6 protein-coding genes are annotated in these 6660 nt (G+C 65.7%); 1 reads left to right on the top strand and 5 read right to left on the bottom strand.

The window, feature by feature from the left end:
- Window positions 1-16 precede the first annotated feature (16 nt).
- The 3 genes from lipA to N5E02_RS19580 are packed head-to-tail and all read right to left on the bottom strand — an operon-like array spanning window position 17 to window position 2022.
- Entirely contained in the window at window positions 17-1027 is a 1011-nt protein-coding gene (gene lipA / locus N5E02_RS19590; protein WP_005419370.1) for a lipoyl synthase, read from the bottom strand.
- A gap of 18 nt (window positions 1028-1045) precedes the next feature.
- On the bottom strand, window positions 1046-1756 hold the full coding sequence (gene lipB, locus N5E02_RS19585) for a lipoyl(octanoyl) transferase LipB (RefSeq protein ID WP_065196482.1): 711 nt from the start codon (window positions 1754-1756) through the stop codon (window positions 1046-1048).
- Complete coding sequence (locus tag N5E02_RS19580; RefSeq protein WP_065196483.1) at window positions 1744-2022, bottom strand: YbeD family protein; 279 nt, start codon at window positions 2020-2022, stop codon at window positions 1744-1746. The genes lipB and N5E02_RS19580 overlap by 13 nt, the downstream gene beginning before the upstream one ends.
- A 351-nt stretch (window positions 2023-2373) precedes the next feature.
- Between N5E02_RS19580 and N5E02_RS19575 the strand changes: the two genes are divergently transcribed.
- Window positions 2374-3432, top strand: coding sequence for a lipid A deacylase LpxR family protein (locus N5E02_RS19575; protein WP_080375075.1), 1059 nt, complete (start codon window positions 2374-2376; stop codon window positions 3430-3432).
- A 48-nt stretch (window positions 3433-3480) separates the two neighbouring features.
- Here the strand turns inward: N5E02_RS19575 and N5E02_RS19570 are convergent, their stop codons facing one another.
- The gene (locus N5E02_RS19570) at window positions 3481-5598 is read right to left on the bottom strand and encodes a YadA-like family protein (protein ID WP_196769392.1); all 2118 of its coding nucleotides are present in this window, start codon (window positions 5596-5598) and stop codon (window positions 3481-3483) included.
- A 13-nt stretch (window positions 5599-5611) separates the two neighbouring features.
- Window positions 5612-6660, bottom strand: a 1049-nt coding sequence (locus tag N5E02_RS19565; protein ID WP_279946642.1) for a D-alanyl-D-alanine carboxypeptidase, incomplete at its 5' end; no start/stop codon positions are given.

Below are 6660 nucleotides of genomic sequence, written 5' to 3'. Positions count from 1 at the left end.
ACCCACCGGGAGGGTGTCAGGAAACCCCTGCGCCCTTGGCCTGAACGTCGGCGTGGTACGACGAGCGCACCATCGGGCCGGACGCCACGTGGCTGAAGCCCAGCTCGTAACCGTAGTCTTCCAGTGCCTTGTAGTCGTCGGGGGTCCAGTACTTCAGCACCGGGTGATGGTGCGCGGTCGGCTGCAGGTACTGTCCGATGGTGATCATGTCCACATCGTGCGCGCGCAGGTCACGCATCGTGGCCTTGATCTGTTCGAAGTCCTCGCCCAGGCCCAGCATGATGCCGCTCTTGGTTGGCACGTCCGGGTGCTGCGCCTTGAAGTTCTTCAGCAGGTTCAGCGACCACTGGTAGTCCGCACCCGGGCGCACGTTGCGGTACAGGTCCGGCACGGTCTCGATGTTGTGGTTGAACACATCCGGCGGGTTCTGCGCCAGGATCTCCAGCGCACGTTCCATGCGGCCCTTGCCGCGGAAGTCCGGGGTCAGCACTTCGATGCGGGTACCCGGCGACTTTTCGCGGATGGCGGTGATGCAGTCGACGAAGTGCTGGGCACCGCCGTCGCGCAGGTCATCGCGGTCGACGCTGGTCACCACCACGTACTTCAGGCCCATGTCGGCCACGGTCTGGCCGAGGCTGGCCGGTTCGTTGGCATCCGGCGGCTTCGGGCGGCCGTGGGCGACGTCGCAGAACGAGCAGCGCCGGGTGCAGACCTCGCCGAGGATCATGAAGGTGGCGGTGCCGTGGCCGAAGCACTCATGGATGTTCGGGCAGCTGGCTTCCTCGCAGACCGTCACCAGGCGGTTCTCGCGCAGCTTGGCCTTCAGGTTCTGCACGGCATTGCCCGAAGGAATGCGCACGCGGATCCAGGACGGCTTGCGCAGTACCGGCGCGTCGGCGAACTGCACCGGCGAACGGTTGATCTTGTCACCGCCCAGCTGCTTGACCCCGGCCTGCAACGGCGCGGTGGACGGAGAATCGCCCTGCACGATCTGCAGGGGAATGGAACGGGCGGTGGTTTCAGTCATGGCAGTTCCGGGGGGCGGTCAGGCGGCCGCAGAAAGATCGGGCAGTTCGGGCGTGTGCTGCAGCAGCAGGCCAAACTGGCGGGCCAGGTGGTCCAGCAGCACCGGCTTGACGGCCTCCATCCCGGAGGGGCCGCCCAAGTCCAGCACCGAGGTCACCTGCAACCCCTGATAGCCACAGGGATTGATGCGGTGGAAGGGTTCCAGGTCCATGGCCACGTTGAAGGCCAGCCCATGGAAGGTGCAGCCGCGACGCACACGGATGCCGAGTGCGGCAATCTTGGCACCACCGACGTAGACGCCTGGGGCGCCCTCGCGGCGTTCGGCGCCGATGTTCCACTCGGCCAGGGTATCGATGAGCGCCTGCTCGATGCGGCACACGTAGTCGCGCACGCCGATGCCCAGCCGTGGCAGGCGCAGCAACGGATAGACCACGATCTGGCCGGGACCGTGATAGGTCACCTGGCCGCCGCGGTCCACGTGCAGCACGGGGATGTCGCCCGGCGCCAGCACATGCTCGTCCTTGCCGGCCTGGCCCAGGGTGAACACCGGATCGTGCTCGACCACCCACAGCTCGTCGGCATCGGCGTCGCTGCGCTGGTCGGTGAAGCGCTGCATGGCGCGCCACACCGGTTCATACAGCTGTCGGCCGAGGTCACGGACCAGCGCCGGACGCGGCGCACGGTCCTCCGGGGCGGCTTCGGCCGGGCAGGAGTCGGCTACAGCGTCCACTTCACTTCCGGGTGGTCACGCAGCGCCTGGTGCGCCAGGTCGTACTGTTCGCGGCTCCCGGCCTTGAACACGATGCGGACGGACACGTACTTGCCGTTGGAGGAGTGCTTCCAGCTGATGCGTTCGTTCACCACATCGATGCCGGCGGCCAGCAACAGGCGGGGAAGCTCATGCTCCAGGCCGCGGTTGGCCGGGCCCATGGCGCTGAGCTCGAACTGGCCGGGGAACTGGAAGCCGTGGTCGGGGTTGTCGGACTTGATTTCCATGGCCCCATTATCGGGCCGCAGGGCAACAAACCCAAGAGTATTCATCAACGCCAGGACCGCACCGGCGGTCTGCTGCGTTGCAGGCGGCCCAAAGGGACGGGCCTGAGGCCCAACGGCAGCTGACTGCAATCTCCTGACCGGCACCCACGCGAACATCGTACGGGCGGCCCGCGACCGCCTTCACGCCAGGCCCGCGGCGCGTGCGCGGGTAACAAATTGTGCCCGCCGGACAATGTTGTTTTCGGAACAGACAAGTGATCCGGACGTGCTCGTTCCGACGCGCGGGCACGAGTACCGTAGCGTTGCAGAAAACGACTGAAAACCGCCCCCTTCCCCATGAGCATTCCATCCATGCGTAGTGTCGCAGCTCTCGGGCTCGCCGGCCTGCTGGCCTCTGCCCTCCCCCTTGCCGCCCAGGCGGCCGAACAATGTGGCCCGGACGCCATGCGCGACCACCCGCCGCAGGTCAATTTCCGCGTCGACAACGACCTGTTCGGCGGCCGCCACCAGGATCAGGGCTATACCAACGGTGCGCTGTTGACCCTGGTCTCCCCCAATCTGGTCGATTACACCGACGACCCCTGCCTGCCGCGCATGGCGCGCTGGGTGAACCGGTACCTGGAAGGGCTGCATCCGGGCAAGTTCGAACAGCAGAACATGATCTTCAGCATCGGCCAGGGGATCTTCACCCCGACCGATTTCACTCGCAGGGACCTGATCGAGGACGACCGCCCTTACGCCGGCGTGCTGATCGCGAACTTCGGTTTCAATGCGCGCAGCGGCGACCGCCTGCAGACCACCCAGCTGACACTGGGCGTGGTCGGCCCCTGGGCACAGGGCAAGCAGGTGCAGAATGCCGTGCACGACGTGCTGGGCGACGAAAAATTCAAGGGTTGGGACAACCAGCTGCACAACGAACCACTGTTCATGCTGACCCATGAGCGCATGCGCCGCTGGCCGGGCGATGCCAGCGTCAATGCCGACGGTTGGGGTTGGGACGCGATCAGCCACTACGGCGGGTCGATCGGCAACCTGGAAACCAAGGCCAATTTCGGCGGTGAAGTGCGCTTTGGCTGGAAGCTGCCGGACGACTTCGGCAGCACGCCGTTGCGCCCGGCCGGTGAGAACACGGCGCCGACCCGCAGCGGCCGCCCCGGTGGGTGGTCCTGGCACCTGTTCGCGACCTCGGACGCTGCCTGGGTGATCCGCGATATCACCCTGGATGGCAACACCTTCCGCAACAGTCACAGCGTGGACAAGCGTCATGTGGTGGCCTACGGCGGGTACGGCGTGGCGGTGATGTACGGCCGCTGGAAGTTCGCTGCCGCGCGCTACCACAGCACGCGCGAATTCAACGGCCAGCGCGAGGCGCCGGTGTTCGGCAGCTTCACCATCAGTCGTGCGCTCTAGGCCCAGCCTCGGTTCCGCCGGGTGTTGCCCGGCGGACACCTCGCGTGCCTACCAGCTGAAACCCGCGCCGGCAGAAACGCTCTGGTCACTACCACTGAAGGCGCCACCCAAGGACACCGAGACGTTCTTCTTCTCGCCCAGTATCCGCTGGTAACCCACGGCCAACGCCGAACGCCCGTTCTGCGAACCGACACCCGCACCCACGCGGTTGTCGCCGCTCAAACCGGCGGTGTTGATTGCCATGCCCGCATAGGCCGCGCTGATCGCCCCCATGCGGTCAAGCCGCGTGTCCATCGCGTTGAAGCGGCCATCGGTGTACTCACGCTCGGCCTTGAAACGATCATCCATCTGCTGCACGTTCACCGCATCGGTCGGGCGTACGCCGGCCGCGACATTGCTGACGACGCGCTCATTGCCTTGGGAGCCCACCGAGAACTCACTGTCGCGGTCAGCCGTAGATCCGGCACCGACAGCAACCGAATTGTTGCCCGTCGCACTGGCGCCTTCGCCCATGGCCACCGAGCCCGTACCCGAGGCCACACTACCCTCGCCCACGGCCACTGCGCCCACGCCGGACGCCGCGCTTCCATTGCCAAGGCCGATCGCGCCCTTGCCGGAAGCATCGCTCCCTTCGCCAATGGCCACCGATCCCTCACCGGTACCGGGGGAGACACCCGGATTGCCCGTGCCGGGATTTCCGGTCCCCGGGCCACCAATGGAACCATCCTCGATCCCACGCTCGATCGAACCCAGCCGGTCGTCCATCTGTCGCCATTGGGCTTCCCAGTTGGCATTCATCTGCCACAGCTGGCTGCCATTGACGGCTTCCATGCTGAACTGGCCAATCTGGCCGGCGGCGACCTTGTCCAGCACCGTGCCACCCGTTCCGCCGAGCGAGGCCCGGGACAGACTTGCATCGTCGTAAGTGAGCACGCTCAGCGTCTCACCACTGACGGGATCAATCGCGCCAGCCGCCCGCAGCTGCGCGATGGTCACCACGTCATCTTCGTTGACGCCGTTGGCCACGCCGCTCAGGCGCCGGTAGCCATCCCCGCCTGCGAAATCCACCACAGTACCGCCCTTGCCGGCAGCCACGCTCACCACGCCCGTACCGGAATCATGGGTGACGATGCCGGAGGAGCCGTCAGCAAGGCCCGCGACGTCATCACTCAGCGTCTTCAGCGAGCCTTCTGCGCCGGACATGCGCGTCTGCAATCCGCCAACGTCGCTCTCCAGCGAACCCACCTGGGCACCCAGCTTCGAGGCATCGTCCTTGATCGTGTCGATGTCACTCTCCACCCGCCCAACGCGCTCATTGGTCGAGAACAGCTGCGCACCGGTGATGGCATCGGCACTGCCTGCAGCGATCACACCGTCAGCCATGTTGGTGATGCGGCGGTTGTCAACGCCATTGCCCACCGATACCGTGTTGGCCGCATTGGTGGTCGCCCCGGCTCCCAAGGCGACGCTGTTACTGTGGCTGGCGGTCGCATCGTAGCCCACCGCTACGCCACCTTCGGCCGAAACAGTACTGGCATTGCCCAGGGCTACTGCCTTCATCTTGGTGGTTGGGGCCCCGAGCACGCTCGCGCCCCCGCCCATAGCCAGCGATCCTCCACCCACGACCTGCGCACCGGGTCCGATCGCAATCGAGTAGTCCGGCGAATCAGTGCCCGGCGAAAGTAAGCTGTCCGTCCTTGCTGAATTGCCGATGGCAATGTCGCGCGCGCCCCCCGCTACGGCGTCATCGCCCAGTTCAACCTTGGTGGCAAGCACACTCGACCACGTCACCCCCTGGTCACTGGTGCAGCGCTCTCGCTCCGCATCGGTTGCTTCATTGGCGCAGTCCCCCCTGTCCGCTGCTGCAGCCAGAGCTGCTGGCAGCATCAAGGCACCTGCCAACGCCAATGCCAGCGGGGTGCGGCGCGCAGTGCAACGCGTCTTTGGAGAAATCACGGATATCAGCGTGCGAATGGTCATTGGCATGTACTCCTGTGGAATGGGACGGAAAGCCGCAGTGCCCGGCAGTCCTGTTGCGTACATGCTCGACCTGACACGCCGGCAAACCCATCGGACGTGTACCAATTCCACGCGCCGGACCCGGCCCGACAGCGTCGATACAGGCAAAGAAAAAGGCCGGCATTCGCCGGCCTTTTCGTTCACCACGCCGGGGCGTGGATCATTCCGATTCCCACCACATCCAGAAGCTGTCCCACAGGCGCTTGAAGAAGCCGGCCTGCTCAACGGCGGCCACGGCCACCAGCGGCGCTTCGGCGACGACCTTGCCATCCAGGGTGACCTTCACGGTGCCGATCTTCTGGCCGGCGGTGAACGGTGCTTCCAGGGTCTTGGGCACATCGATGCTCGGCTTCAGGTCGTTGTAGCGGCCGCGCGGCACGCTCACCAGCATCGGCTGGGCCACCCCCAGCTGCACCTTGTCGGTGGTGCCCTTCCAGACCTTGTGCTCGGCCACGGCCTTGCCCGGTTCATACAGACGGTGGGTCTCGAAGAAGCGGAAGCCCCAGTTCAGCAGCGCCAGGCTGTCATCGGCACGCTGCTTTTCCGACTCCCCCCCCAATACCACGGCGATCAGGCGCTGGTCGCCACGCTGCGCCGAACTCATCAGGCAGTACCCGGCTTCGGAGGTGTGGCCGGTCTTGATGCCGTCCACGCTGCCGTCGCGCCACAACAGCAGGTTGCGGTTCGGTTGCTTGATGTTGCCGACCTGGAATTCCTTGATCTTGTTGTACGCGTAGGTTTCCGGGTAATCACGCACCATCGCGCGGCCCAGCAGCGCCAGGTCGTAGGCGGTGCTGTGGTGGCCTTCGGCGGTCAGGCCGTGGGCGTTGACGAAGTGCGAGTTCTTCATGCCGATCTTGGCGGCGTAGCTGTTCATCAGCGACGCAAAGGCTTCTTCGCTGCCGGCCACGTGCTCGGCCAGGGCGATCGCGGCATCATTGCCGGACTGGATCGCCATGCCCTTTTCCATGTCTTCCAGGCGTGCGGTCTGGTTGACCGGGAAGCCGCTGTAGCTGCCGTCGGTACCCGCGCCGCCTTCGCGCCAGGCGCGTTCGCTCATCATCACCTGGTCATCCGCACGGACCTTGCCGTTCTTGACCTCGGCGGCGATCACGTAGGACGTCATCACCTTGGTGATGCTGGCCGGGGCCAGCTGCTCGTGGATGTTCTCGCCGGCCAGCACCTGGCCGGTGGCGTAGTCCATCAGCA

The sequence above is a fragment of the Stenotrophomonas sp. GD03777 genome (genome assembly GCF_029842485.1).
Taxonomy (GTDB): Bacteria; Pseudomonadota; Gammaproteobacteria; order Xanthomonadales; family Xanthomonadaceae; genus Stenotrophomonas; species Stenotrophomonas sepilia.
This window is presented reverse-complemented; position numbering and strand designations above follow the sequence as displayed.